Origin of the sequence: Streptomyces albicerus (assembly GCF_008905045.1) — a bacterium.
In the GTDB taxonomy this organism is placed as follows: Bacteria; Actinomycetota; Actinomycetes; order Streptomycetales; family Streptomycetaceae; genus Streptomyces; species Streptomyces albicerus.
In genome coordinates, this window is record NZ_VWMY01000028.1 from 15,769 (window position 1) to 40,948 (window position 25,180).

Annotated in this window: 22 protein-coding genes; 9 read left to right on the forward strand and 13 right to left on the reverse strand. The window is 70.4% G+C overall.

The annotated features are described in order from the left end of the window. The first annotated feature begins 255 nt into the window (after window positions 1–255). On the forward strand, window positions 256–2,481 hold the full coding sequence (locus tag GAS53_RS25345; RefSeq protein WP_151480008.1) for an acetate--CoA ligase family protein: 2,226 nt from the start codon (window positions 256–258) through the stop codon (window positions 2,479–2,481). A 415-nt stretch (window positions 2,482–2,896) separates the two neighbouring features. Beyond that, complete coding sequence (locus tag GAS53_RS25355; protein WP_404829287.1) at window positions 2,897–3,616, forward strand: enoyl-CoA hydratase/isomerase family protein; 720 nt, start codon at window positions 2,897–2,899, stop codon at window positions 3,614–3,616. A gap of 75 nt (window positions 3,617–3,691) precedes the next feature. Here the strand turns inward: GAS53_RS25355 and GAS53_RS25360 are convergent, their stop codons facing one another. Beyond that, entirely contained in the window at window positions 3,692–4,663 is a 972-nt protein-coding gene (locus tag GAS53_RS25360) for a hypothetical protein (protein ID WP_151480011.1), read from the reverse strand. A 123-nt stretch (window positions 4,664–4,786) separates the two neighbouring features. Here GAS53_RS25360 and GAS53_RS25365 point away from each other — a divergent pair, with 123 nt between their 5' ends. Then, window positions 4,787–5,461: a flavin reductase family protein gene (locus GAS53_RS25365; RefSeq protein WP_151480012.1), complete on the forward strand. Its 675-nt coding sequence runs from the start codon at window positions 4,787–4,789 to the stop codon at window positions 5,459–5,461. A 47-nt stretch (window positions 5,462–5,508) separates the two neighbouring features. Here GAS53_RS25365 and GAS53_RS25370 read toward each other — a convergent pair whose 3' ends face one another. Next, the gene (locus GAS53_RS25370; RefSeq protein ID WP_151480013.1) at window positions 5,509–6,882 is read right to left on the reverse strand and encodes an MFS transporter; all 1,374 of its coding nucleotides are present in this window, start codon (window positions 6,880–6,882) and stop codon (window positions 5,509–5,511) included. A gap of 71 nt (window positions 6,883–6,953) precedes the next feature. Here GAS53_RS25370 and GAS53_RS25375 point away from each other — a divergent pair, with 71 nt between their 5' ends. Beyond that, a complete protein-coding gene (locus GAS53_RS25375) occupies window positions 6,954–7,964 on the forward strand; it encodes a GlxA family transcriptional regulator (protein WP_151480014.1) in 1,011 nt (336 codons plus the stop codon). Window positions 7,965–8,146: 182 nt separating this feature from the next. On the opposite strand, the gene GAS53_RS25380 is transcribed toward GAS53_RS25375, so the two are convergent. The 3 genes from GAS53_RS25380 to GAS53_RS25390 form a co-directional block, all read right to left on the reverse strand. Then, window positions 8,147–9,196 carry a Zn-dependent alcohol dehydrogenase gene (locus tag GAS53_RS25380; protein ID WP_151480015.1) on the reverse strand — a complete coding sequence of 350 codons (1,050 nt, stop codon included), beginning with the start codon at window positions 9,194–9,196 and terminating at the stop codon, window positions 8,147–8,149. A gap of 24 nt (window positions 9,197–9,220) precedes the next feature. Then, complete coding sequence (locus GAS53_RS25385) at window positions 9,221–10,369, reverse strand: acyl-CoA dehydrogenase family protein (protein WP_151480112.1); 1,149 nt, start codon at window positions 10,367–10,369, stop codon at window positions 9,221–9,223. A gap of 131 nt (window positions 10,370–10,500) precedes the next feature. Then, window positions 10,501–11,412 (reverse strand): SDR family oxidoreductase, encoded by a 912-nt coding sequence (locus GAS53_RS25390; protein ID WP_151480016.1) that lies wholly within the window; start codon window positions 11,410–11,412, stop codon window positions 10,501–10,503. A gap of 96 nt (window positions 11,413–11,508) precedes the next feature. On the opposite strand from GAS53_RS25390, the gene GAS53_RS25395 reads away from it, so the two are divergent. Beyond that, on the forward strand, window positions 11,509–12,435 hold the full coding sequence (locus GAS53_RS25395; protein ID WP_151480017.1) for a cyclase family protein: 927 nt from the start codon (window positions 11,509–11,511) through the stop codon (window positions 12,433–12,435). A gap of 435 nt (window positions 12,436–12,870) precedes the next feature. Here the strand turns inward: GAS53_RS25395 and GAS53_RS25400 are convergent, their stop codons facing one another. The 4 genes from GAS53_RS25400 to GAS53_RS25420 all read right to left on the reverse strand — a co-directional run bounded on the left by GAS53_RS25400 (window position 12,871) and on the right by GAS53_RS25420 (window position 17,067). Then, window positions 12,871–13,329, reverse strand: a complete 459-nt coding sequence (locus tag GAS53_RS25400; RefSeq protein WP_151480113.1) for an ATP-binding protein — start codon at window positions 13,327–13,329, stop codon at window positions 12,871–12,873. A 495-nt stretch (window positions 13,330–13,824) separates the two neighbouring features. Continuing rightward, window positions 13,825–14,709: an acyl-CoA dehydrogenase family protein gene (locus GAS53_RS25410; protein WP_151480018.1), complete on the reverse strand. Its 885-nt coding sequence runs from the start codon at window positions 14,707–14,709 to the stop codon at window positions 13,825–13,827. Window positions 14,710–14,713: 4 nt separating this feature from the next. Beyond that, entirely contained in the window at window positions 14,714–15,868 is a 1,155-nt protein-coding gene (locus GAS53_RS25415; RefSeq protein WP_151480019.1) for an acyl-CoA dehydrogenase, read from the reverse strand. Beyond that, on the reverse strand, window positions 15,868–17,067 hold the full coding sequence (locus tag GAS53_RS25420) for an amidohydrolase family protein (RefSeq protein WP_151480020.1): 1,200 nt from the start codon (window positions 17,065–17,067) through the stop codon (window positions 15,868–15,870). The genes GAS53_RS25415 and GAS53_RS25420 overlap by 1 nt, the downstream gene beginning before the upstream one ends. Before the next feature lie 165 nt (window positions 17,068–17,232). Here GAS53_RS25420 and GAS53_RS25425 point away from each other — a divergent pair, with 165 nt between their 5' ends. Then, window positions 17,233–18,744, forward strand: coding sequence for a class I adenylate-forming enzyme family protein (locus tag GAS53_RS25425; RefSeq protein WP_151480021.1), 1,512 nt, complete (start codon window positions 17,233–17,235; stop codon window positions 18,742–18,744). Here GAS53_RS25425 and GAS53_RS25430 read toward each other — a convergent pair. After that, a complete protein-coding gene (locus GAS53_RS25430; protein WP_151480022.1) occupies window positions 18,723–19,235 on the reverse strand; it encodes an EF-hand domain-containing protein in 513 nt (170 codons plus the stop codon). The genes GAS53_RS25425 and GAS53_RS25430 overlap by 22 nt on opposite strands. 165 nt (window positions 19,236–19,400) lie before the next feature. Next, complete coding sequence (locus tag GAS53_RS25435) at window positions 19,401–19,775, reverse strand: STAS domain-containing protein (RefSeq protein ID WP_151480023.1); 375 nt, start codon at window positions 19,773–19,775, stop codon at window positions 19,401–19,403. A gap of 413 nt (window positions 19,776–20,188) precedes the next feature. Between GAS53_RS25435 and GAS53_RS25440 the strand changes: the two genes are divergently transcribed. Both GAS53_RS25440 and GAS53_RS25445 read left to right on the forward strand, forming a co-directional pair. After that, complete coding sequence (locus GAS53_RS25440) at window positions 20,189–20,770, forward strand: sigma-70 family RNA polymerase sigma factor (RefSeq protein ID WP_151480024.1); 582 nt, start codon at window positions 20,189–20,191, stop codon at window positions 20,768–20,770. Then, a complete protein-coding gene (locus GAS53_RS25445; RefSeq protein WP_192583274.1) occupies window positions 20,767–22,137 on the forward strand; it encodes a zf-HC2 domain-containing protein in 1,371 nt (456 codons plus the stop codon). Before GAS53_RS25440 ends, GAS53_RS25445 begins: the two co-directional genes overlap by 4 nt. A gap of 39 nt (window positions 22,138–22,176) precedes the next feature. Here GAS53_RS25445 and purU read toward each other — a convergent pair whose 3' ends face one another. Beyond that, complete coding sequence (gene purU / locus GAS53_RS25450; protein ID WP_151480025.1) at window positions 22,177–23,043, reverse strand: formyltetrahydrofolate deformylase; 867 nt, start codon at window positions 23,041–23,043, stop codon at window positions 22,177–22,179. Between the two features lie 135 nt (window positions 23,044–23,178). Beyond that, complete coding sequence (locus GAS53_RS25455) at window positions 23,179–23,679, reverse strand: SCO4402 family protein (protein ID WP_151480026.1); 501 nt, start codon at window positions 23,677–23,679, stop codon at window positions 23,179–23,181. Window positions 23,680–23,796: 117 nt separating this feature from the next. On the opposite strand from GAS53_RS25455, the gene GAS53_RS25460 reads away from it, so the two are divergent. Further along, the gene (locus tag GAS53_RS25460; protein WP_151480027.1) at window positions 23,797–25,092 is read left to right on the forward strand and encodes an ABC transporter substrate-binding protein; all 1,296 of its coding nucleotides are present in this window, start codon (window positions 23,797–23,799) and stop codon (window positions 25,090–25,092) included. Window positions 25,093–25,180 lie beyond the last annotated feature (88 nt).

Here is a 25,180-nt window from a genome sequence, read left to right on the forward strand (position 1 = left end):
TGACGTAGAGCCCTCACTGGGACAGGCCCCCATAGGCAGCCTCGGGGGTGTGCCTCACCTCCCCGAGACCGCTCAGACCCCCGGCGGGAGTTGAGGGCTGCACCCGGCCGAGCGAGTTCCCGCGCGCACCGCGACGGGTACGAACCCTGTGTCCGCCACAACTTCTTTGCGTGCAGACCAGTTCCTGACGTGGCGTCAGTTCAGTAATCTGACACTGCGTCAGTTATTGGCAGCCACACAGGAGCGGGCGGACCGATGCTTGGATCAACCCACGGCACCCTCACCACCGACTCCCGCCGGGCCCGGGTCATCGCCTGCGGCGAGCAACCGGCGCCTGCCGTGCACGGCAGGCCCGCAGCCACCGACGACCTCGACGTCAGCGGCCGGCCGCTGTACGCCGGCGTACCCGATCTCGACCGCTTCTTCCGTCCCGAGTCCGTGGCCGTCATCGGCGCCTCGGACGCCGAGGGACGGCCGAACACCGGCATCACCAGGCAGTTGCTCTCCTGGGCCGAGCGGGTCGGCGCCCGGCTGCACCCGGTGCACCCCACCCGCCAGTCCGTCTTCGGCATCTCCTGCGTCCCTTCGGTCGCGGACCTGCCCGAACAGGTCGACCTGGCCGTGCTGCTGGTCTCCGATCCTCTTCCCGTGATCGAGGAACTCGCCGAGTCCAAGGTGAAGTTCGCGGTCGCCTTCGCCTCGGGGTTCGCCGAGACGGGGACGGAGGGCGCCGCCGCACAGGCCCGCCTCGCCGCCGCCGTCGAGCGGTCCGGCCTGCGCCTGCTCGGCCCGAACACGAACCTCAACGCCTTCGAGAAGTTCCGCGACGACCTGGACGGACCGGCGATCGCGCTGATCACCCAGTCCGGCCACCAGGGCCGTCCCGTCTTCACGATGCAGGAGCTGGGTGTACGGCTCTCGCACTGGGCGCCCACCGGCAACGAGGCCGACCTGGAGACCGCCGACTTCATCTCCTACTTCGCCGAGCAGCCGGAGGTCGGCGCCATCGCCTGCTACGTCGAGGGGCTGAAGGACGGCCGCTCCTTCCTCCTCGCCGCAGACCGGGCCGCCCGGCGCGGGGTTCCCGTCGTCGCCGTCAAGGTCGGCCGCACCGAGACCGGCGCCCGCACGGCCGCCTCGCACACCGGCAAGCTGACCGGCGCCGACGCGGTGGTGGACGCGGCGATGCGGCAGTACGGGGTGATCCGCGTCGACGGTCTCGACGAACTCCAGGACACCGCCGCCCTGTTGGCGCGCGCCCGCCCCCCGTCCGCCGACGGTGTCGTCGTCTACTCGATCTCCGGCGGTACGGGAGCGCACTTCTCGGACCTGGCGACCGAGGCGGGGCTGTCCCTCCCGACACTGTCCGCCGGCAAACAGGCCGAGTTGCACGAGTGGATACCGGAGTACCTGGACGTCTCCAACCCCGTCGACAACGGCGGCCACCCGGTGGGCGACTGGCGGGGCCGCAAGATCATCGACGCGATTCTCGCCGACCCGTCGGTGGGGGTTCTGATCTGCCCGATCACGGGCCCTTTCCCGCCCATGAGCGACAAGCTGGCGCAGGACCTGGTGGACGCGGCGGAACAGACGGACAAGCTGGTGTGCGTGGTGTGGGGGTCGCCGGTCGGCACGGAGTCCGCGTACCGCGACACCTTGCTCGGTTCGTCCCGTGTCGCCACCTTCCGCACGTTCGCGAACTGCATCACGGCCGTCCGCGCCCACCTCGACCACGCCCGCTTCACCTCCTTCTACCGCTCCCCCTTCGACGAGGCGCCGCGCACGCCCTCGCCCTCCTTCCGCAAGGCCCAGGCGCTGATGCGGCCGGGCAAGCGGCTGAGCGAGCACGCGGCGAAACAGCTCCTGCGCGCGTACGGAATCCGCGTACCGCGCGAGCAGTTGGTGACCAGCGCGGCCGCCGCGGTCCGGGCGGCCGGGCTGGTCGGCTACCCCGTCGTGATGAAGGCCTCCGGCGCGCAGCTAGCCCACAAGACCGAACTCGGCCTGGTGAAGATCGGCTTGACCTCCGCGAGTCAAGTCAGGGATGCCTACCGGGAGTTGACCGACATCGCCCGCTACGAGAACGTCCCGCTCGACGGGGTCCTGGTGTGCCAGATGGTCGATCCCGGCGTCGAGATGGTCGTGGGCGTCACACACGACGACCTCTTCGGGCCCACCGTGACGGTCGGCCTCGGCGGGGTCCTCGTCGAGGTCCTCCGGGACACCGCCGTACGCGTCCCGCCCTTCGGTGAGGACCAGGCTCGCGCCATGCTCGACGAACTCCGCGGACGTCCTCTCCTCGACGGCGTCCGCGGCCGCCCTCCGGCCGACCTCGACGCCCTGGTCGAGGTCGTCCTCCGAGTCCAGCGCATGGCCCTCGAACTCGACGGCGAACTGTCCGAGCTCGACATCAACCCGCTGATGGTCCTGCCCCGGGGGCAGGGGGCTGTCGCCCTGGACGCGCTGGCTGTATGCCGGTGAGCCCTTCGGGGGGCGGGGGTCCTGCGGTCGGTTCGTACGTGCGGGTGGGTGGGGGCTGGTCGCGCAGTTCCCCGCGCCCCTGAAGAGGGTGCCTCGGGTGGGTGCGTTCACCGCGGGTTGTGTGTGGCTGAGCGCGCAGTTCCTCGCGCCCCTTAGGGGCGCGCCTCAGCTGCGGGCGCCCCCCGTCAGGGGCGCGGGGAACTGCGCGACCAGCCCCCACCGACCGGCACATACACACCAACCTCAGGCCCTCCTTTTTTAAGGGCGCGGGGAACTGCGCGACCAGCCACACACAACCCGCACCCACCCGACGAACCCCACGACCCCGAACCCGCCCAACCGCCGGAGGCAACCCGTGATACTGCACGCCATCGAGAACCAGGTCTCGTGGATCACCCTCAACCGCCCCGAAGCCATGAACGCCATCACCCCCGACCAGCGAGACCGCCTGATCCACCTGCTCGAAGAAGCCTCCGCCGACCCCGCCGTACGGGCGGTCGTGATCACCGCCACGGGCCGCGGCTTCTGCGCGGGCGCGGACCTCCGCGGCGCCCCGCTCACGGAGGACCGCGTCGCCGGAGACGTGACCCGGGTCATCCGCCAGGGCGCCCAGCGCCTGATCGCCGCGGTCCTCGACTGCGAGAAGCCGGTGATAGCCGCCGTGAACGGCACGGCGGCAGGCATCGGCGCCCACCTCGCATACGCCTGCGACCTGGTCATCGCCGCCGAGTCGGCCAAGTTCACAGAGGTGTTCGTACGCCGAGGCCTGGTCCCGGACGGCGGCGGCGCGTACCTCCTGCCCCGGCTGGTCGGCCCACAGCGGGCAAAGGAGCTGATGTTCTTCGGCGACTCCCTGACCGCCGCGGACGCGGAACGCCTCGGCCTCGTCAACCGCGTCGTACCGGACGCGGAGCTGGAGAAGACGGCCCGAGCCTGGGCCGAACGCCTCGCCGCCGGCCCGACCCGCTCCCTGACCCTCACGAAACAGCTGGTGAACGCATCTCTGGACACCGACCGCAGCACCGCCTTCATCGCCGAGGCCACCGCCCAGGAGATCAACATGACGACGGCGGACGCCAAGGAGGGGGTGACGGCCTTCGTGGAGCGCAGAGGCCCGGAGTTCAAGGGCCGCTGAACCAAGCCCCACCCACTCCGACCGAGTCACGGGCCGGCCACCCCGACCGAGCCGCCCCGCCCCGTCATCCCCGCGTCAGGATCCGCAGCTCTCCCGCGTCCGGATCCCCGAACAGGACGTACAGCTCGGGCTCGTCCTCATACCGCCGATCGTCCAGGACGTATCCGCCCCGCACCCACCCCCGAGGCGTACGACGACACCGTCCCGCACCGAGGGGCCCTCTCCCCCGTACGTGTCGTAGCGGCCCACCCGGTCGAGGACCCATGTGCCGACCCCGCCGCACGGTATGAACTCCCTCGTCCCTTCGTACGCGAACTCGGGCTGGGTCGGCAGATCCGTGGCCTCGGCCCGCCCGTCCGCCCGCAACCGCAGCACGGCCCCGGCGTCACCCCGCCACACCCCCGTGAGCTGCGCGGCGGACAGTTTCGGCGGCTCGTACTCCTTGACGATTCCCGTGGCGTACAAGCCCCAGGTGACGGGCACGGCCAGAGCCCCCGCGCAGAGCGTGACGAGCGGCGAGCGGAACCAGACGCTCCACGTGCCCAGCGCCCGCCCGGGAGTCCGCGCCCGCTTGCGTACGTAGAGGACACCGAGCGTGGACAACGCCCCGGAGCACGCGAGGAGCAGAACCATGCCCGGGTACGCCACACCCGTGAGGGCCGCGGCGGACCCCGCCCAGAACGCCCCGATCACCACCACGAACACGAGCCGCCACGCCCACTCCCGGCCACTGACGCGCTGGGCCACCATGCGCCCGAGGCTCATGGCGGGCATGGTGTGGGTGACCGCCTGGGCCAGCCCGAGAAAGGCGAAGACGGGCGGCGAGAAGAGAAGCATGCAGGCCAGCCCGAGGGCCGCGAGACCGCCGCCGTACCCGGCACCGTACGTGTCGCCGCTCGAAGCGACCGCCCACAGGACCAGGCAGGCCACCGGAAGCTGCGCCGCGCCGACGGCCGCGGCCGCGTTGACGTCCGCCCGGCTCCACACCGGCTCCACGCGCGCGTGCTCGCGCTGCGCGTTTCCCGTCCCCGTGTCCGCCCACCCCATGGCGTGAAGATACGCCCAGGCCAAGCGCCCTGTCGCAGCGGCCGTCGGCCGGTCCCGCTCCCCGAAGCGGGCCCTGACCACCCCTTCCAATCTGACACTCCGTCAGCTTCAATGGACGATGTGATGGGACACGCAGGGATGGCCGCAGCAGCCGTCCGCTACCTCAGGTCGGCCGGAGCCCCGAAGACCACGGGCCCGGTCGAACCGCTCCCGCGCCCGGACCTCCGCGCCGTCGGCGACGACGAACGCGCACCGGTCGACCCGGCCGAATTCCGGCGCGTACTGGGGAACTTCGCGACCGGCGTGACCGTCGTCACCTCACCGGCCGCTCCCGTGGAAATGGAAAGCGAAGGCGGTCCGACAGACTACGTCGTCCCCGCAAGCCCCGTAAGCCCCGCAGGGCCAGCCGGCTTCGCCTGCCAGTCCTTCTCGTCCCTCTCCCTCGAACCGCCGCTGATCGCGTTCATGGTCGCGCGTACGTCCACGACCTGGCCGCGCATCGCCCGCGCGGGCGTCTTCTGCGTGAACGTCCTGGGCGCGCACCAGGGCGATCTGTGCCGCCGCTTCGCGGTGAGCGGCTCGGACAAGTTCGCCGGAGTCGAGTACGACGCGGCCCCGGTCTCCGGCTCACCACGCCTCACCGGCGCCCCCGCCTGGATCGACTGCACGATCCACGCCGTCCACACGGGCGGCGACCACCTGATCGTGGTGGGCCGGGTGGACGCCCTGGGCACGTCCGACGGCGACGACGCGCCCTTGCTGTTCCACCGCGGACGGTTCGGCCGCTTCACGAGCTGACGCGCGAAAGCCGCCTGTCACAGGCTGACGCGCGAAGGCCGCCTGCGTCAGGCCACCGCCGCCTGCCCCGCCACCGCCGGCTTCCGCCGAATCACCAAGGCCATCAGCGCGGCAGCCGCGCAGAGCGCCCCGGAGGCGTACCACATCACGTCGTACGAGCCGAAGGTGTCGCGGGCGACGCCGCCGAGGACGGCGACGAGGGCGGCGCCGACCTGGTGGGAGGCGAGGACCCACCCGAAGACGATGGCGCTGTCGTCCCCGTACTGCTCGCGGCAGAGGGCGATGGTGGGCGGGACCGTGGCGACCCAGTCGAGGCCGTAGAAGACGATGAAGAAGATCATCGGCGGGTGCACGGTCGGCGCCAGCAGTATCGGGAGGAAGAGGAGGGAGATGCCGCGCAGGGCGTAGTAGACGGCCAGCAGCCGGCGCGGATCGAAGCGGTCCGTGAACCAGCCGGAGGCGATGGTGCCGATGACGTCGAAGACGCCGATGACCGCGAGGAGCGACGCGGCCGCCGTGATCGGCATGTGCGCGTCGTGGGCGGCGGGCACGAAGTGGGTCTGGATCAGGCCGTTCGTGGAGGCTCCGCAGATCGCGAACGTACCGGCCAGCAGCCAGAACGGACCGGTGCGCGCCGCCGAGAAGAGGACCTTCACGGCCCGCCGAGCCGCCCCCGGCACGGGCGCGGGCTTCTCGACGAACTCCGTTGCCCCGTACGGCTTCAGGCCCACGTCCGCCGGGTGGTCGCGCAGCAGCAGCCAGACGAAGGGCACGACCGCGAGCGCCGCCAGGGCCACCGTCACGGCGGCCGGACGCCAGTCGTGCTTCTCGACGATCCAGGAGAGGAGCGGCAGGAAGATCAGCTGACCGGAGGCCGAGGCCGCGGTGAGGATGCCCGTGACGAGGCCCCGCCGCTCGGTGAACCAGCGGTTGGTGACGGTCGCGGCGAAGGCCAGCGCCATCGATCCGGAGCCCAGCCCGACCAGCAGCCCCCAGCACAGCAGCAGCTGCCAGACGGCCGTCATCCACACCGTCGCGCCCGAGCCGACCGCGATCACCACCAACGCGGTCGCGACGACCCGCCGGATGCCGAACCGGTCCATCAGCGCGGCCGCGAAGGGGGCCGTCAGCCCGTACAGCGCGAGGTTGATGGAGACCGCGAGACCGATCGTGCCGCGCGACCAGTCGAACTCCCGGTGCAGGGGGTCGATGAGCAGTCCGGGCAACGAACGGAAGGCGGCGGCGCCGATGATCGTCACGAATGTGACGGCGGCGACGAACCACGCGCGGTGCACCCGCGTGCGGCGTCGTCTCGTCTCGGCCTCCTGGGCGGCTTCGGCCGCGACCCCGGCTTCGGCGGCGGCTGCAGCTCCGGCGGCTCCGGATTCGGCTGCAGCTGCGGGTTCGGTTGTCTGTGTCACGTCATAGAGCTTCCGGCCTGCGCTCCCCGCGAACGAGTGGCCCGAAGGACAGCATTCGTTAGAATCGGGCCATGGCTTCTGAGCGTGCGTTCCGCAGGCACCGCGTCGTCGTCCTCGCCCTCGACGGTCTGCTGCCCTTCGAGCTGGGCATCCCGCAGCGCATCTTCCGGCGCGCCAAGGACCCGCAGGGGCGGCATCTGTACGACGTCGTCACCTGCTCGATCCGACCGCCCGGGCCCGTCAGCACGGACGCGGACTTCGCGATCCTCGTCGAGAACGGCCCGGAGGCCCTGGCCACCGCCGACACCGTCGTCGTCCCCGCCTCGTACGAGCTCGGCCCGGTCCACGAGGAGGGCGTGCTCACCGACGAGCTGGCCGCCGCCCTGGCCCACATCCGGCCCGGCACCCGGCTTGTCGCCATCTGCACCGGCGGTTACGTCCTGGCCGCGGCCGGATACCTCGACGGCCGCCCGGCCACCACCCACTGGTCCTCGGCCGAGCACTTCCAGCGGCTCTTCCCGAAGATCAAGGTCGATGCGGACGTGCTGTTCATCGACGACGGCGACGTGCTCACCTCCGCCGGTGTCGCCGCCGGGATCGACCTGTGCCTGCACATCGTGCGCCGCGACCACGGGACCGCCGTCGCCAATGAGGTGGCCCGCCGCACCGTCGTACCCCCGCACCGCGACGGCGGACAGGCGCAGTACATCCAACGCCCCGTGCCCGAGCCGCAGTTGGCCACCACGACCGGTGCCCGTGCTTGGGCGCTGAGCCGTCTGCACGAGCCGATCCAGCTGCGCGACATGGCCGAGCAGGAGTCCATGTCGGTACGCACCTTCACGCGCCGCTTCCGCGAGGAGGCCGGCGTCAGCCCCGGCCAGTGGCTGACCCAGCAGCGTGTCGAACGCGCCCGTCACCTTCTCGAGTCGACGGACCTCTCCATCGACCAGGTGGCCCACGACTCCGGATTCGGCACGGCCCAGTCGATGCGGCAGCACTTGCAGTCGGCGCTGGGGGTCACGCCGACCGCGTATCGGCGTACGTTCCGCTCGGACAACGTGGGCTCCGGCGCGGTCGGGTAGGGGGTGGTTTTTTCGCCCCCGCCGCCCCTACCCATTCCCGTTCCCTGGGGCTCCGCCCCAGACCCCGTCGGGGGCCAGCCCCCGAACCCCCGCTCCTCAAACGCCGGACGGGCTGAGTTACCCAGCCCGTCCGGCGTTTGAGGACGAGGCCGTTCAGGCCGCCAAGCCCTCAGTCCCGTACCTCAGAACGTCAGCACCGCCCGCGCCACCCGCCCCGCCCGCGCGTCCGCCACCGCCTTCTCGAAGTCCTCCACCGGATACGTCTCGGTCACCAACTCGTCCAGGAGCAGCCGCCCTTCGCGGTACAGATCGGCATACAGCGCGATGTCCCGCTGCGGCCGTGACGACCCGTACCGGCAGCCCAGGATCGACTTGTCCAGGTACATCGACGACACGAGGAAGGACGCCTCGGCGGTCGCGGGCGGCACCCCCAACAGCACGGCCTGCCCGTGCCGGTCGAGCAGATCGACGGCCTGCCGGATGAGCTCGACCCGCCCCACGCACTCGAAGACGTGATCCGCGCCTGTCACCAGAATGTCCTTCACGCCCTCCGTGGACGTGAGGAAGTGGCTCGCCCCGAACCGCCGCGCCACCGCCTCCTTCGCCGGATTGGCGTCCACCGCGACGATCTTCAGGGCACCGGCGATCCGCGCCCCCTGAATCACATTGAGCCCGATTCCGCCCGTACCGATGACGACCACGCTGTCCCCGCGATCCACCCGCGCCCGGTTCAGCACGGCCCCGACCCCCGTCAGCACTCCGCACCCGATCAGCGCGGCCGACGGCATCGGAATGTCCTTGGGGATCCGCACGGCCTGCACGGCCTTCACCAACGTCCGTTCCGCGAAAGCCGAGTTGGACGCGAACTGGTACAGCGGCTGCCCCGCCCGTACGAACGGCCGCTGCGGCATTCCGATCGCCTTGCGGCACATGGTGGGCCGCCCCCGGTCGCACTCCGCGCACGTACCGCAGTTCGCGAGCGTGGACAAGGAGACATGATCTCCGGGCTCGACATGGGTGACGCCCGCACCCACCGCCTCCACCACGCCCGCACCTTCATGGCCGAGCACCACAGGTACGGGGAAAGGTATGGTCCCGTCCACCACGGAAAGATCGCTGTGGCACAGCCCTGCCGCGGAGATCGCCACGAGCACCTCGCCCGGCCCCGGCTCCCGTATCTCCAGGTCGTCGGCCACCTGGACCTGCTTGCCGTCGAAGATCACGCCTCGCATGTCACACCTCGCATCGCGCCCACCTCAACCCTTCGGTTCCCTGGGAAGGCCGAGCACGCGCTCGGCGATGATCGTGCGCTGGATCTCGTCCGAGCCTCCGTAGACGGTGTCGGCCCGGCTGAAGAGGAACAGATGCTGCAGCGCGTCCAGTTCGTACGGTTCCGAAGCCGTCCAGTCCGCCGGACCCACGGCCGCCTCCGCGCCCCTCACCTGCATCGCCAGCTCGCCGAGCCGCTGATGCCATCGCCCCCACAGCAGCTTGGCCACACTGGGGGCACCCCGGTCCGCCGAACTCCCCAGCGTGCGCAGGGCGTTCCACCTCATGACGCGCAACTCGGCCCACTGCCGCACGAGTCGATCACGCACGACCGGATCGTCCACCGCACCCGTCGAGACGGCGACCTCCACCACCCGCCCCAACTCCTCGGCGAAGCCGATCTGTTGGGCCAGCGTGGACACCCCCCGCTCGAAGCCGAGCAGGCTCATCGCGACCCGCCATCCGTTCCCCTCGCCCCCGACGACGTGCTCCACGCGCGCGTGCGCCCCGTCGAAGAAGACCTCGTTGAACTCGCTGGTCCCGGTCATCTGCCGGATCGGCCGGACCTCGACACGCCCCGGCTGGTCCATGGGCACGAGCAGGAACGACAGACCGTGGTGGCGGCGCGATCCGGGTTCGGTGCGGGCGAGGACGAAACACCAGTCCGCCTCGTGGGCCAGGGAGGTCCAGATCTTCTGCCCGGTGATCCGATACGCGCCCGCGTCCGCATCCCGCACCGCCGCCGTACGCACGCCTGCGAGGTCGGACCCCGCCCCCGGCTCGCTGTACCCCTGACACCAGAGCTCTTCCCCCCGGGCGACCGGCGGCAGAAACCGCCGCTTCTGCTCCTCGGTCCCATGAGCGATAAGCGTGGGCGCGAGCAGGTTCTCCCCGATGTGCCCGGAGCGAGGGGGCGCCGCCGAACGGGCGTACTCCTCGGCCCAGACGACCTGTTGGGTGAGACCGACCCGCCGATTGCCGTAACCGTCCTCGGCCCAGCCAAGCCCTATCCAGCCCCCCTTACCGAGCGCACGCTCCCACGCCCGACGGTCCACGACATCGGCCCCATGCTCAGCAAGCCACCCCCGAGCCTCAGCCCGAAACGCCACGTCCGTCTGCGTGAACCCGAACTCCATGGTGTCCTCCGACAAGCTTCTGAGGGACGGGACTCGTTAAGGGGCACAGCCCCTTAAGGGGCGCGGGGAACTGCGCGACCAGCCACACACAACCCGCAGCCTCAAACCGACCGCGGCTCAAACGGCGCTCTTCACCCGCCCTCCGCGGAGCGGGACCGCGCCGCCCGGGCCATCTCCTCCACCTGCGCCAGCAAAGGCATGGGATCCACCCCCACAGTCCCCGGCAAGAACTCCGCGATCCTCTCCGGCGTCCAGCCCCCCTCCGCGTACCCGGCGCGGAGTTCCCTCGGCTGCGCCCACACCGCGATCTTGGGCCCGGCAATCGTGTAGACCTGCCCGGTGATCCCCTCCTCACGGGCCCGGTCCGACAACAGGTAGGCGACCAGCGCGGCCACATCCTCGGGCTCGCCGATCTCCTTCAACTCCATCGGCACGTTCGCGGACATCCGCGTACGGGCGACAGGCGCGACCGCGTTCGCCGTGACCCCGTACTTGTGGAGCCCCAGCGCAGCGCTCCGTACGAGCGAGATGATCCCGCCCTTCGCGGCGCTGTAGTTGGCCTGCGAGACGGACCCCTGATGGTTCCCGCTGGTGAACCCGATCAACGTCCCCGATCCCTGCTTGCGCATCACGGCCGAGGCGGCGCGGAACACCGTGAACGTGCCCTTGAGGTGCGTGGCGACCACCGGATCCCACTCCTCCTCGGACATGTTGAAGAGCATCCGCTCGCGCAGGATCCCGGCCACGCACACGACCCCGTCGATCCGCCCGTACGTCTCGAGCGCCGTGTCGACGACCCGCTGCCCGCCCGCCATCGTCGAGATGTCGTCGGCCACGGCGACCGCGTCCCCGCCGGCCGCCTCGATCTCCTTGACCACGGTGTCGGCCACCGAACTGGTCGGCTCCGCGCCGTCGATCGACACCCCGTAGTCGTTGACGACGACCCGCGCGCCCTCGGCCGCGGCAGCCAGCGCGACCGCGCGCCCGATGCCGCGTCCCGCCCCGGTCACGGCGACGACCTTGCCTGCCAAGAAGTTCCCCACGCCCCGGCCCCTTCCCGCAGTTTCTGACGGTCCGTTAGATTCGACTCAGATTCTACGACCCGTCAGATACCTGGAGACAAGCCCCGGGGAGGACTCATGTCACTGTCGGACGAGTTCCACGAGATCGCCAAGCGCGTGAACAACTGGGGGCGTTGGGGCGCCGACGACGAGATCGGCACGCTGAACCTGATCACGGACGAGGTCGTACGCGAGGCCGCCGCGACCGTGCGCACGGGCCGCCGCGTCCCGCTCGCGCTACCGCTCCGGCAGGACGGCGTGCAGACCGGGATGATCCCGGGCCGGATCAACCCCCTGCACGCGATGGTGCAGATCAACCAGGAACTGTTCGGCCCCGGCACGGTCGCATGCAGCGACGACGCCGTGACGATGGGCCTCCAGGCGGGCACCCACTGGGACGCGCTCACGCATGTCTCGCACTCGGGAAAGATCTACAACGGCCGCCCGGCGACCACCGTCACGGCTCACGGGGGCGCCGAGTTCAGCGGCATCGACAAGCCCCGGCACATCGCCTCGCGCGGCATCCTCCTGGACGTGGCCCGCGCGCTCGGCAAGGAACGCCTCGACGGCGGCCACGCGGTGACCCCGGAAGACCTCGAAGCGGCCGAGGAACTGAGCGGAACGACAGTCCGCGCGGGCGACATCGTCCTCGTACGCACCGGCCAGATCCAGCTCTACCTGGCGGGCGACAAGCACGCGTACGCGTACCCGTCCCCCGGCCTGTCCGTCCGCACGCCGGAGTGGTTCCACGCGCGCGATGTCGCGGCGGTCGCGAACGACACCCTCACCTTTGAGATATTTCCGCCCGAAATAGAGGACTTGTGGCTGCCCGTACACGCGCTCGACCTGGTCGAAATGGGCATGCTCCAGGGCCAGAACTGGAATCTCGAAGAGTTGTCCACAGCCTGTGGACAAATTGGCCGCCATGCATTTCTGCTGTCGGCGATGCCCGAACCGTTCGTCGGCGGCACGGGAACCCCCGTGGCACCCGTCGCCATTCTGTGAACCAAGGAGTCCCCCGAACCAAGGGGTCGGCTGGCGGCGCGCCAATGCCCGCCCCGAGCACGGCATCGCGCGCCGCCATCCGGCTCCGGCGTTCCCGCCCTGCTCCTCGGCCCTGTAGGAGCTGACGCCGAATCGCGACCCGCGCTCGTCAAGGGCTCCCGTCACCGAAGCCCTCGTCGTCCCCTCACGGCGAATCGCTGAACACAAGCGTGATCAAACGGACACGTCACGTCAACACCTGTTCGAGGATTCGCGGCCTATGCGCCCTTTGTGACAGCCCTGGGCGGAAGCACGCACCGGCGCATCCGGCAGCACCGGACGCCCGCCGTCCGGACCCGGTGCTTCAGTGCTCCGCCCGAGGTCCGGTCGTCACGTGCGGGTCCGTGGGGGCTGGTCGCGCAGTTCCCCGCGCCCCTGAAGGGGCGCTGCCCGCTCTCAGACGGCCTCGTACGCCAGGTCCCCGTACGCCGACGGAGCCGCGGCCCCGGGTGAGCAGCGGTCCACCTCGCACCAGATGCTCTTGCCTGCCCCGTCGGCGTTCCAGCCCCAGCGGTCGGCGAGGCCGTCGACCAGCGCGAGGCCGCGGCCGTTCGTCTCGTCGCCGTCCGCGCACCGGGGGCGCGGCGGGCGGGCGCTGGCGTCGGCGACCTCCAGACGGACGGTGGCGGCGGACTCCTCCACGGGCTCCTCGCCCGTCACGCCCGGCAGCGACAGGCGCAGTACGGCCGGACAGCCGGTGTGTACCACGGCGTTGGTGACCAGTTCGGAGACGAGCAGGATCAGCGTCTCAGCAAGCGGCTCATCGGCCCCTATCCCGGACCCGGCGAGCCGGGAACGAGCCCACCTCCGGGCTCGACCCACCTCCGCGGGGTCGGGCCGGATCTCCAGCTGCACTTGAAGCACCTGCACCGCTCACACCATCCGAACCGGCGGACACATCGCCTCGCGCCTCGCAAGGGCCACGATCGTGGTCAGAAAAGGGCTCACGGAACGTGATCCCCCTAGGAGACAGCATGGTTGACGTACAGTCACCCCAACAAGCGCTTCGGGCATATTCCAGCGCGAAGGAGTACGCGTGCGGCATACTGTGCGACGCTCGTCACGGGGAGTCGAACAGGCAGGAACGGTCCTGCTTCCTGCCCTGCGAGCGGTACGCATCGCCGGATCCGGGGCCGCCTCAGGGGCAACACCGTGATGGACCGGCCTCAGAACCACTCGCATCCCACACAAGGTACCGGAGCAAGGCTCCGACTCCAGGCCGTGACGAGTCACGCATAGGACACAACCCGATATCAACGCTCGGTAATTCCGGTATGCCACGTTCCGCGACATCTGTCCGTTCGCGCCCGCCCCTGCGTGCCACGATCGGCGGCAATCCGCTGGGGCCGTTCACGCCCGGGGCGCGGTCGCGGAGACCAGCAGATCCTCCGCGAGCGCTTCCTCTGCCTCGGCCGTGCTCTGTCCGCGACGGGCCCGCAACCAGGCCCGTTTGAGGTGAAGGTGCACGTCGGACTCCCATGTGAAGCCCATGCCGCCGTGCACCTGGAGGCAGTCGCGGGCGCCGCGCTCGGCGGCCTCGTCGGCCAGCAGCCCGGCCGCCGCGATGTCGAGCGGATCGCCCGTGACGGCGGCCGCGTACACCGCGCCGCGCGCCACCTCCACGCGCACCAGCATCTCCGAGCACAGGTGTTTCACCGCCTGGAAGGCCCCGATCGGCTGCCCGAACTGCTCACGGGTCCGGGCGTGTTGCACGGCGAGCTCGCAGGTGCGTGCGGCCGAGCCGAGTTGCTCGGCGGCGGTCAGCAGAGCGGCCACCGGATCGGTCGGCGCGGCCCGGGGCACCCGGTGCAACGGCGTAAGCGGGTCCACCGACCGCATCGCGACGGCTCCGCTCGCGTCTCCGCGTACGACGTCCGCCGCGTCCAGCCACTCGACGAGCGTGCCGTCCACGGCCGCGACGACGGTCTCGCCGGTGGCCGCTCCGGGCACCTCGCCGGCCGCGAGGTGCGTGGCCACGAGCGGCCCGGGCAGCAGGGCGCGGCCCGCCTCCTCGAAGGCCAACACCGCCTCGGGGAGCCCCAGTCCGACCCCGCCCTCCGCCTCCGGCAGCCGCAGTGCGAAGAATCCCGCCGTGCCCAACTCCCGCCAGAGCGCGCGGTCCAAGCCTGGCGAGTCCACGGCGGCCCGTAGCCGCTCCCGCCCGAAGCGCCGGTCCAGCAGTTCGCGTACGCCCGCCCGCAACGCCCGTTGATCATCAGTGAGTTGGAAATCCATATGGTCACCGCCCCTTCGGGAGGCCCAGGATCCGCTCGGCCACGATGTTCCGCTGGATCTGCGAGGTGCCGGCCGCGATGGTGTACGAGAGGGACGACAGCCGGTCCAGCGTCCACTCCCTGTCGAGGTCGAGCCCCTCGGGACCGAGCACCTCCGCGGCCGCGTCGTACAAGTCCTGCCGCGCGCGCGAGTACCTCAGTTTGAAAACCGAACCCCCCACGCCCGGTACGCCGCCCGACCGCTGCGACTCGCTCACGTTCCACTGCGTGAGCCGCCACAGCGCGCGGAACTCGGCGTTCAGCCGGCCGAGCCTGCGGCGCAGCGGTGTGTCGTCCCAGCGGCCGTTCTTGCGCGCCTCACGGGCGAGTTCGCCGAGGACGCGCCGGCAGGCCACCACCTCGCCGACGAAGGCGGTGCCGCGCTCGAAGGACAGCGTCACCATGGTCACGCGCCAGCCGTCGTTCTCCTCGCCGACCCGGTTCGCGACCGGCACCCGCACCTCGTCGAGGAAGACCTCCGCGAACTCGGCCGAGCCCGCGAGCGTACGCAGCGGTCGGACCGTGATCCCCGGGGCGTCCATCGGCATCGCGAGCCACGAAATGCCCCGGTGTTTCGGCGCCTTCGGGTCGGTCCGCACCAACAGTTCGCACCAGTCGGCGACTTCCGCGTGGGAGGTCCAGATCTTGGAACCGCTCACCACGTAGTCGTCGCCGTCCCGCCACGCGCGCGTGCGCAGCGACGCGAGGTCCGAGCCGGCGTCCGGTTCGCTGAACCCCTGGCACCACACCTCCTCGCCGCGCAGCACGGGCGGCAGCCAGCGCGCCCGCTGTTCGGCGCTCCCCTCGGCCGCGATGGTGGGCCCGGCGTGCAGCAGCCCGACGAAATTGGCCCCTACGTAGGGGGCTCCCGCCTTCTCGGTCTCCTCCAGGAAGATCAGGTGCTGCGTCGGCGTGGCGCCGCGACCCCCTGCGTCGACGGGCCAGTGGAGCCCCGCGTACCCGGCGTCGTACAGCATCCGCTGCCACCCGAGGTCGTACGCCCGCCGCCCCGGCCAGTCGTCGGGCGAGGGCTTCGGGGGCAGCCCGGGGAGCACTTTCGCCAGCCATTCCCGCAGCCGCGCGCGGAAGTCCTCCTCCTCGGGCGTGTAGGAGAGATCCATTACTTGGCGCGGTCCAAGTCAAGGCCCAGCATGCGGATCGCGTTGCCGCGCATCAGCTTGTAGACGGTCTCGTCGTCGAGGCCCTTCACATGGTCGAGGGCGACCTCCTTGGTGTGCGGGAAGGTCGAGTCGACGTGCGGATAGTCGGTCTCGAACGTCGCGTTGTCCCGCCCCACCACGTCCAGCGAGGCGACCCCGTGCTTGTCGCGGAAGAAGCAGCAGAAGATCTGCCGGTAGTAGTACATGGACGGGGGTTCGGGAATCAGGTCCCTGACGCCGCCCCAGGCCCGGTGCTCCTCCCACACGTCGTCGGCGCGCTCCAGGGCGTACGGGATCCAGCCCATCTGCCCTTCGGAGTAGGCGAGTTTGAGCTGCGGGAACTTCACCAGCACACCCGAGAACAGGAAGTCCATCATCGAGGCCATCGCGTTGTTGAAGCTCAGGGACGCCTGGACGGCGGGCGGGGCGTCGGGGGAGGCGGCGGGCATCTGGCTGCTGCTGCCGATGTGCATGTTGACGACCGTGCCGGTCTCCTGGCAGACCGCGAAGAACGGGTCCCAGTAGCCGGAGTGGATGGACGGCAGCCCCAGGTGGGTGGGGATCTCGGAGAAGGTCACGGCCTTCACGCCGCGGGCGGCGTTCCGCCTGATCTCGGCGACCGCGAGGTCGATGTCCCACAGCGGGATGATGCACAGCGGGATGAGCCGGCCGCCGCTGTCGCCGCACCACTCCTCGACCATGAAGTCGTTGTACGCGCGCACGCAGGCCAGCGCGACCTCCTTGTCGTGCGCCTCGGCGAAGGTCTGCCCGCAGAACCGCGGGAAGGTCGGAAAGCAGAGCGAACCCTCCACATGGTTGGCGTCCATGTCCTTGAGCCGCTCGACCGGGTCCCAGCATCCGGGCCGCATCTCCGCGCGCGTGATGCCCTCCAGGGTCATCTCGTCGCGGTCGAAGCCGACGGCGGCGATGTTGCGCTTGTACGGGAACTTCAGGTCCTCGTAGATCCACCAGTCGGTCGGCGGCCCGTCCGGGTCCATCGTGATCTGGTACTTGCCGCCCACATAGGCGAGTTCCCCGATGCCGGCGGTCAGCGGCTTGGGGCCGCGGTCCTGGTACTTCTTCGGCAGCCAGGTCTCGAAGAGGTGCGCGGGCTCGATCACATGGTCGTCGACACTGATGATGCGGGGCAGTTCCGTCATGAGTCCCCTCCGCCTGGCGTACGCGCTCGATGGGCACGTTTCTGATGGACCGTCAGATAACTCTCGACAAGCAGGCTAGCCCCGCACCCCTGGACCGACAAGGCGCCGAGGCCTACGCTCTCCAGCCAATCTGACTATCCGTCAGCTGCGAGGGGAGTTCGGGCCATGACCGCCGACACCGCACACGCACTGGGTGCCTCCCGCACCTTCTGGGAACTCGTCGAGCGTCGCGTCGCGCTCACCCCCGACCGTCCCGTCCTCCTCCAGGACGACCGGACCCTCACCTTCGAGGAGCTGCGCTCGGGCGCGGAGAAGGCCGCGGCGGGCCTGCACGACATGGGCGTACGCCCCGGCACGGTCGTCGCCTGGCAGCTGCCCACCCGTATCGAGACGGTCCTGCTCGCGATGGGCCTGGCCCGGCTCGGAGCCGTGCAGACGCCGGTGATCCCCTTCTACAGGGACCGCGAAGTCTCCTTCGCGCTACGGGAGTCGCAGGCCGCGTACTTCGCCGTGCCGGGCGAGTGGCGCGGCTTCGACCACGCCGCGATGGCGGAACGCATTGACGCGCGCGGGGTCTTCGAGGCGTACGACTCGCTCCCCGAAGGGGACACGTCTTTGCTGCCCCCGCCGCCCACGAGCAGCACGGACGTGCGCTGGATCTACTGGACGTCCGGGACGACGTCCGACCCCAAGGGCGTGCTGCACACGGACCGTTCGCTGATCGCCGGCGGCTCGTGCCTCGCCCACGCGCTGCATCTGTCGGCCGACGACGTCGGTTCGATCGCGTTCCCGTTCGCGCACATAGGCGGACCGGACTATCTGGTCATGCTGCTGCTGTACGGGTTCCCGGCGGTGCTCTTCGAGAAGTTCGCGTTGCCGGACGCTCTGGAAGGCTACCGCAAGCACGGGGTGACGGTGGCGGGCGGTTCGACGGCGTTCTACTCGATGTTCCTGGCCGAACAGCGCAAGCAGCCGGGTACGAAGCTCATACCGACTCTGCGCCTCCTGGCGGGCGGTGGGGCGCCGAAGCCGCCCGAGGTCCATCACGCCGTCGTACGCGAGATGGGGGTCCAGCTGACCCACGGGTACGGCATGACCGAGGTCCCGATGATCACGATGGGCTCGCCGGACGACTCGGAGGAGAACCTCGCGACGACCGAGGGACGGCCCCCGGAGGGCATGGAGATACGGATCGCGGACGGGGAGGTGCGGCTGCGCGGAGAGGCCGTCTGCGCGGGCTATCTGGATCCCGCACAGACCGCGGAGGCCTTCGACGAGGACGGGTTCCTGATCACCGGGGACCTCGGGCGGCTCACGGAGAGCGGGCATCTCGTGCTGACCGGCCGTCTGAAGGACGTCATCATCCGCAAGGGAGAGAACATCTCGGCGAAGGAGATCGAGGATCTGCTGCACCGGCATCCGGACGTGGGCGATGTCGCGGTGATCGGGCTGCCGGACGCCGAGCGTGGAGAGCGGCTCTGCGCCGTCGTCGAACAGCCCGAGGGGGCCGCGGAGTTGACCCTGGAGGCCGTCGCCGCCTACCTGCGCGCGGAAGGGCTGTCCGTGCACAAGCTGCCGGAGCAGCTGGAGGTGGTGGACGCCCTTCCTCGCAACGAGACACTGCGGAAGGTGCTCAAGTACAAGCTGAGGGAACGCTATTCGGGCACGGTGAAGTAGCGGGCGAAGGCGCTCACGATCTCCGGCTCGGTGACGTGGCCGTCGGCGTCCGCGTCGAGCGCGCCGGCCGCCGTGGTGGCGATGTCCGCGGGCACGCCCAGGGTCTTGAGGACCCGCGCGGTCTCGTCGACGGTCACCGAGCCGTCCCCGTCGCCGTCCGCGACGGCGAGCGCCGCGTCCAGGAAGGGGCGGGCGATCTCGGCGAACCGCTCGGGGTTGTCCCGCAGTCGCTTCACCGCGCCGTTCACGAACTCCTCGCGGGTGATCCGCTGGTCGCCGTCCCGGTCCGCGATTCCGGCCATGCCCTGCCAGAAGGCCTCCGCGCCGATGTAGAGGGCCTGGCCCTTGTCGGACCGGGCCGTCGTACCGAACTCAGCGAGCAGCGCCTTGGTCGCCGCGTAGAAGTCCTCGCGGTCGATATAGCCGTTGCCGTCCTGGTCGAAGGTGGCGAACCGGGCGGCGATCCTTCGCTCGTACTCGGTGCTGACCATGTCTTGTCGGGCCGCCTTACATCACGTGGGTGCGTCTGGCAGGGAGCGTACGACGACCAGGCCGCTCGAGGAGTGGGAAAACGGCGCTTGTGCCAAGACCGGGGGAATTCCGCGACAACGGCGTCGCGGAGTTACAGGACGATCTTCCCCCGCGAGTGACGGAAATCACGCCGACAGAGAGCTCGACTCGTCGTCGACGGCGGCACTGACGTCGGGATACACATCGAAGAGGCGGCGCACACCGAGGGCGCCGAGGACCCGGTTGACGTGGGAGCCGTCCACCGCTCCCTGCGCGGGCAGGATCAAGCGGAGGCGCCCCTGGCAGGAGCGCATCAGCCGCCGGGTCGCTATCAGCACCCCGACGCCGCTGGAGTCACAGAAGAGGACCCCGGACAGATCGAGAACGATGTCGTGCCGGCCGTCGGCCACCGCGTCGTGCACCCGCTGGCGCAGCACCGGTGACGTCACCAGATCCATCTCGCCCGAGACCCGCAGCACGGCCCAGCCGCGCTGCTTGCCTTCGGTCACCCTGAGCGTCACGCGTCTGCCCCTCGCTCGACGTTGCCGGACCCGGGCCGCCCGACGATGTCGGACCCCGAAGGGGAAGCGGAAGTGTTTCCTTCGCTTCCCTGCCTGCGCGGCTGCCCCACCCTCGCTCCATGAAACACCGGATGCCCCATCGAAGCTCGCCCCAAGTGGGCTGTTTCGGTCGAGAATGGTCGAGTCCGGTCGGGCCTGATCAGGCCGAGACAGGGTAGGCACACGCACAACGTACGTACATGCACGCTCAGCGTGATCAGGGCACTACCATCCGCAGCCGCCGCAGGGGCGCGCATTGCCACAAAGGGGCGTGCGTTGCCAGGGGTGCCGACTACATTCAGGAGGACGCCGGAGAGGAGAATCCGGTGGACACAGGGACAGGCGCAGGGCACGACCAGGGGTGAGGGGGCCGCATGGCCAAGAAGGACGCGCCGCCCCGCTGGGACCGCAAGATGCAGCAGCGGCTCGCACGCGGGGAGGCGGCCGCACTCGGCGAGCTCTACGACCGATTCGCTTCACTCGTGCACGGCCTCGCCCATCGCGTGCTCGGAGACGAGCGCGCCGCCGACGGCATCACCCGCGAGGTCTTCGCCCACGTCTGGGAGAACCCCGAGGCGTACGACCCCAAGCAGGGCCCCCTGCGCTCCTGGGTCGCCACGCTGACCCACCGCCTCGCCGTGCAGCGCCTGCGCACCACGGAGACCGCCGCGCTCGCCCGCGGCGGCACGGGCGGCACGGAGGAGTTGGAGAGCAAGGTCCGCCGTGCCTCGGTGGCCGCCCGCGCCGACTACATCGTCACGTCCATGCCCACCCCGCTGCGCGCCGCCCTGGAGCTGGCCTACTTCCAGCGCCGCGACTACCGCCAGACCGCCGCCGACCTCGGCGTCACCGAGGACGAGGCCCGCCGCCGTCTGCGCCTCGGCCTCCAGCTGCTGTCCACGGCCCACGACACCGGCCCGTCCGGGACACCGCCCGAGTACGGGGGTGCCCGGTGAACGGCGCGAACCCCTTCGAGGCATACGACGACCACGGGGGCCACGAGGACCACACGGACCCGGAGGAGCACGAGGGCCGAGTGGGCCCGCAGGGTTCCGACGACTCGGAAGCCGAGAACGGCCCCCACGGACCGGGCGGCCCCAAGGACCCCGAGAAGGGGAACGGCCAGGACCCCGACGAGCCCCCGCGCATACCCATGCCCCGCTCCTCCGTCGAGGACACCGGCCTCCCCCTCCCCGAGCCGGCCCTCACCCCCCTCATCCTCGAACACCGGGTCCTGAAGGCCCTGCTCGGCGCATGGGCGCTGGCGGCCTGCTCCCCCGAGGAAGCGGCAGCCGTCGAGGACCACCTGGGCCTCTGCGGCGCATGCGCGGACGAGGCCCTGCGCCTGCGCGAGGCAGTGGGCCTGCTCCACCGGCCGGAGAGCCTCGACCTGGACCCGGCCCTCCGCACCCGAGTCCTGGAGAGCTGCCTGGAGCGCCGCCCGCCCCGTATCCCGGTCCCCGAATGGGCAACCCCGTACGACGCGGAAACGGCCCGTCTGGACGCCCTGCTCCAGGACATCGGCGACGCGGAGTGGCACGCACCCGTACGCCTGCGCTGGTTCGAGCGCGACGAGCCGACGAGCCGCCGCACCACCGTCGCGGGCGTGATCGCCCACCTCCTGACCGTGGACGGCCTGGTCGCCGTGACCCTCGGCCTGGACGACCCCCTGGAAGCACCGGCGGAGTCACCGACCCCCGCGGCGCGCACGGAGGCCTTCTGGCGTGCCTCCCACTTCCCGCCGACCCGTTCCGTACGCGGTCCATGGCGCGAGCAGGCCCACAACCTGGTCCGGACGGTGGCCTTCGCGGGCGGCGGCTCCGGCCAACTGCCCGTCTCGTACGGCGACTTCGAGCTCACTCTGCGGGACTCGATGCTGGACCGGGCCTTCGAGTGCTGGGTCCACGCGGGAGACATCGCGGACGCCGTCGACTATCCCTACGAGCCGCCCTCGCCCCGCCATCTCCACGCGATGATCGACCTGGGCGCCCGGATGCTCCCCACCGCCCTGGCGGCCCGCCGTCAGGCAGGCCTCGCCGGACCCGGCCACGTCCGTCACCTGGTCCCGGCCGGCGCCCCCGGCCGCAGCCTCCGCCTGGAGATCGAGGGCCTGGGCGGCGGCGAGTGGCTGATCCCCCTCGACTCCCCCGGCGCACTGGCCTCCCCCGATCACGAGGTGGCCCACGTGGCCCTGGACGGCGTCGAGTTCTGCCAACTGGCAGCGGGGCACGTCTCCCCGGAGGAGGCGGCGGCCGGCCAGGTGGGAGACCGAGAGGCGATCAAGGACGTGCTGTTCGCGGCGGCATCACTGAGCCGCATGTAGGACGACGAGAGCGCGACCGGCACCCGCGAGACGGCGCCCTCAGTCGAAGACGACCGTCCGGCGCCCGTTCAACAGGATCCGCCGCTCCGCGTGCCACTTCACGGCCCGCGCCAGCGCCTGGCACTCCACGTCCCGCCCCACGGCGACGAGCTGCTCCGGCGTGACCTGGTGCCCCACCCGCTCGACCTCCTGCTCGATGATCGGCCCCTCGTCGAGGTCGGCCGTCACATAGTGCGCGGTGGCACCGATCAGCTTCACACCACGGACGTGCGCCTGGTGGTACGGCTTCGCGCCCTTGAAGCTCGGCAGGAACGAGTGGTGGATGTTGATGATCCGCCCGCTCAGCTGCTTGCAGAGATCGTCGGAGAGGACCTGCATGTACCGCGCGAGCACCACCAGCTCGACGCCCTGCTCCCGCACCAGCTCCAGCAACTGCGCCTCGGCCTGCGGCTTGTTGTCCTTGGTGACCGGAATGTGGTGGAACGGCACGTCGTACGAAGCGACGAGTTCGGCGAAATCCGTGTGATTGGACACCACAGCCGCGATCTCGACGGGCAGCGCCCCGATGCGCGTCCGGAACAGCAGATCGTTCAGGCAGTGCCCGAACCTGCTGACCATCAGCACGACCCGCATCTTGTCCTCGGCCCGGTTGATCTGCCATTCCATCTGGAAGGAGTCACCGATCGCCGCGAAGCTCGCCCGCAGCTTCTCCACCGTCACCGGCGACTCCGCCGAGAAGTGGACTCGCATGAAGAACAGCCCCGTGTCATGGTCACCGAACTGCTGGCTGTCCTCGATGTTGCACCCGGTCATGAACAGATAACTCGACACGGCGTGCACGATGCCCTGCTTGTCAGGACAGGAAAGAGTGAGGACGTACTGCTCGGGCGCGGACTGCTCGTTCATGCACGCCAGGGTCCCATATCAAGAGGGAATGCCGAGCACACGCCCACTTAGGGGCGCGGGGAACTGCGCGACCAGCCACACACGACCCGCACGAACCCACCCATCGGCACGAACCCGCCGAACCGAGCGGAGCGCCTACGCAGACCGAGTCATGATCCTCAGCACCTCAAGAGTCCGAGGCGGAGCATCGGGATCCTCCCCGTCGCTCACAGCCATCCGCACATGCGCATCCCGGGCGGCCCGCACGGCCTCCGGCCACCCCTGATGGTCGAGGTAGGCGGAGACAGCGGCATCAGGCCCCACCTGATGCATGATCCTCAGCACCCGGAGCACGGCGGTATCGACGAGCGCCGCCTCCTGAGAGTCCCGGAAGATCGTCCCCACGTACTTCTCGGCGGACCAGTTGTCCAGCCAGGTGTCCTCGACGAGGCGATAGACGGCATCGGTCACATCCCCGTACCCGTCGACCCCCGCGAGCCAGACCCCCCGCTGGAACTCGGTGTCGGAAAGCATGTGCAGCGCGGAGCGCACATTGCTGCGCCAGCGCCACCACGGCATATCGTTCAGTGGCATGCCGCCCATGGTGGATGAGCGACGCCCGCGACGGGAAGAGTTCTCCGAACCTTGCACGGTCACCGATCGTACGTTCCCGCCCGATCGTCCCGTCCCGCACCCCGCTGTTCACCTTCTCGTCACCGAGCGTTGACCGAGGATCACACCAGCCGTAGCTGTGTGGCGGAATCGTGCGTGTCCATGACCGGCAGGCGACGCACTCGCACCTTCCTCCCCGCCCTCCACCGTCCCGCCAAGGCCAGAGTGCTGACCGCGGGTGCACTGGCGGCGTGCGCGTCGATAGCCGTCGGTTGCGGTGTCGTCCCCGGTACCACGGGGGGTTCCGGGGACGACCCCATCACCGTCATGACGTGGGCACCCGAGAAGACCAAAGCGACCAACAAGCCCGGTATGCCCGCCATGGCACTGGCGTACGCGCGCTGGGTCAACTCCCACGGCGGCATCAACGGCCGCAAGCTCAAGGTTCTCACCTGCAACGACCACAACGACTCGGTGGCCGCCGCCAACTGCGCCCGGCGCGCGGTCGACGAGAACGTCGTCGCGGTCGTCGGCTCGTACAGCCAGCATGCCCGCTCCTTCTTCTCCCCGCTGGAGGGTGCCGGCATCCCGTACCTCGGCGGGTACGGCGTCACGGAGGACGAGTTCACCAGCCCGCTCTCCTATCCCGTCAACGGCGGCCAGCCCTCCCTCCTGGCCGGCCTCGGCCAGCAGCTCGGCAAGATCTGCGGCCCCGTCACCCTCGTACGCCCCGACACGATCGCCGGCGACGAACTGCCCGTCCTGCTCGACTCCGGCCTGAAGTCCGCGAGTCATTCGGCCTCCGTCGACCAGCGGGCCGCCGAGGACGCCACCGAGTACTCGGGGCACGCCGATCAGGCGCTGCGGCGGGTCACGGCGGATCCGGTGGAGGAGGGGTGCGTGGTGCCCGCCCTGGGCGACCGCACGGACACCTTCATGGACTCGTTCCGGCGCGCCCGCGAGGACTACCCGGACGTGCGCACGGCGTCCGTGATGGGCAGCGTCGACCAGTCGGTGATCGACGCGACGGGCAGCACGTACGAGGGGTCGTACGTCACCGGCTGGTACCCGGCGTCGAGCGACAAGCGGTGGAAGCCGATGCGCAAGGTCATCAGTGAGGAGGCCTTCGGCGACAACCGGATCGACGCCGCGGACCCGGGGGTGCAGACGACCTGGGTCGCGTACACCGCCCTGAAGAAGGCCATCGAGTCGCTGGGCGACGGCGAGGTGTCCTCGCGGACGCTGCGGCGGACCCTCGACGACGGCCTGAAGATCAACACGAGTGGGCTGACGCCGACGCTCAGCTGGAGCTTCCAGGACCTGACCGCGGCGAGCGGCTTCCCGCGGCTGGTCAACTCGGACGTGACCTTCCAGGTGGTGCGCGGGGGTCAACTGGTCGCGGCGCGCAAGGGGTTCGTGAACGTGTCGAAGGTGCTGGAGAGCACGGAAGCGTCCTGATCACGGCCGATCCGGCTCGATCACAGCTGGTCGAGCCGACTGTTACTCACAGCTGGTCATGCCGGCCGCGACTCACAACTGGTCGGGC

Bases quoted from the DNA above. Each gene is read 5' to 3' on its own strand.
- GAS53_RS25345 (WP_151480008.1), top strand. From the start codon at position 256: ATGCTTGGATCAACCCACGGCACCCTCACCACCGACTCCCGCCGGGCC.
- GAS53_RS25355 (WP_404829287.1), top strand. From the start codon at position 2,897: ATGAACGCCATCACCCCCGACCAGCGAGACCGCCTGATCCACCTGCTC.
- GAS53_RS25360 (WP_151480011.1), bottom strand. From the start codon at position 4,663: ATGGGGTGGGCGGACACGGGGACGGGAAACGCGCAGCGCGAGCACGCG.
- GAS53_RS25365 (WP_151480012.1), top strand. From the start codon at position 4,787: ATGGGACACGCAGGGATGGCCGCAGCAGCCGTCCGCTACCTCAGGTCG.
- GAS53_RS25375 (WP_151480014.1), top strand. From the start codon at position 6,954: ATGGCTTCTGAGCGTGCGTTCCGCAGGCACCGCGTCGTCGTCCTCGCC.
- GAS53_RS25380 (WP_151480015.1), bottom strand. From the start codon at position 9,196: ATGCGAGGCGTGATCTTCGACGGCAAGCAGGTCCAGGTGGCCGACGAC.
- GAS53_RS25385 (WP_151480112.1), bottom strand. From the start codon at position 10,369: ATGGAGTTCGGGTTCACGCAGACGGACGTGGCGTTTCGGGCTGAGGCT.
- GAS53_RS25395 (WP_151480017.1), top strand. From the start codon at position 11,509: ATGTCACTGTCGGACGAGTTCCACGAGATCGCCAAGCGCGTGAACAAC.
- GAS53_RS25410 (WP_151480018.1), bottom strand. From the start codon at position 14,709: ATGGATTTCCAACTCACTGATGATCAACGGGCGTTGCGGGCGGGCGTA.
- GAS53_RS25415 (WP_151480019.1), bottom strand. From the start codon at position 15,868: ATGGATCTCTCCTACACGCCCGAGGAGGAGGACTTCCGCGCGCGGCTG.
- GAS53_RS25420 (WP_151480020.1), bottom strand. From the start codon at position 17,067: ATGACGGAACTGCCCCGCATCATCAGTGTCGACGACCATGTGATCGAG.
- GAS53_RS25425 (WP_151480021.1), top strand. From the start codon at position 17,233: ATGACCGCCGACACCGCACACGCACTGGGTGCCTCCCGCACCTTCTGG.
- GAS53_RS25430 (WP_151480022.1), bottom strand. From the start codon at position 19,235: ATGGTCAGCACCGAGTACGAGCGAAGGATCGCCGCCCGGTTCGCCACC.
- GAS53_RS25440 (WP_151480024.1), top strand. From the start codon at position 20,189: ATGGCCAAGAAGGACGCGCCGCCCCGCTGGGACCGCAAGATGCAGCAG.
- purU (WP_151480025.1), bottom strand. From the start codon at position 23,043: ATGAACGAGCAGTCCGCGCCCGAGCAGTACGTCCTCACTCTTTCCTGT.
- GAS53_RS25460 (WP_151480027.1), top strand. From the start codon at position 23,797: ATGACCGGCAGGCGACGCACTCGCACCTTCCTCCCCGCCCTCCACCGT.